The organism is Bradyrhizobium sp. NBAIM08, assembly GCF_020193935.1.
In the GTDB taxonomy this organism is placed as follows: domain Bacteria; phylum Pseudomonadota; class Alphaproteobacteria; order Rhizobiales; family Xanthobacteraceae; genus Bradyrhizobium; species Bradyrhizobium yuanmingense.
The window spans coordinates 1-466 of record NZ_JADYVR010000198.1 but is presented as its reverse complement, the minus strand read 5'-3'; the positions used below and the strand labels follow the sequence as shown (position 1 = coordinate 466).

1 pseudogene is annotated in these 466 nt (G+C 70.6%); it reads left to right on the top strand.

Going from position 1 to position 466, the window contains the following annotated elements:
• A pseudogene (locus tag I6F37_RS39095) lies at nucleotides 1-466 on the top strand (hypothetical protein); the annotation flags it as partial.

The window sequence follows — 466 nt, the reverse complement described above, 5'->3', positions numbered from 1 at the left end:
CCCCCGTCTCGTGGGTGAACTGGTACGAGTTCCAGGAGTGGTCGGCCCAGGAGGAGCTCACCCGAACCCTGCTGAAGCTGCGGGCAGAACACCCGCTGCTGCGTCCGGAGCAGTGGCGCTACCACGGCGAGGTCACCGACGCTGCAGGGCACGGCCTCGGCCGCTCACCGGTGGCCTGGTTCGCCGAATCGGGCACGGAGATGACCACGGAGCAATGGCACGACATGGGACGCCGCACGCTCGGCATGTACCTGTCGGACCGCTCGGAGGGCTTCCTGATCTACTTCCACGCCGGTGCCGACCCGGTGGAGCTGTCCCTGCCCGGCGCTCCCTGGGCCCTCGGCTACCGGGTGGTCGCCCACACCGGGCTGCCGGGGGAGCTTCCCCGCAAGCACCTCGTGCCCGGATCGATGATGATCCTGCCCGGCCGCACCGTGGTCGTGCTCGCAGCGGACGTCCGCACGGG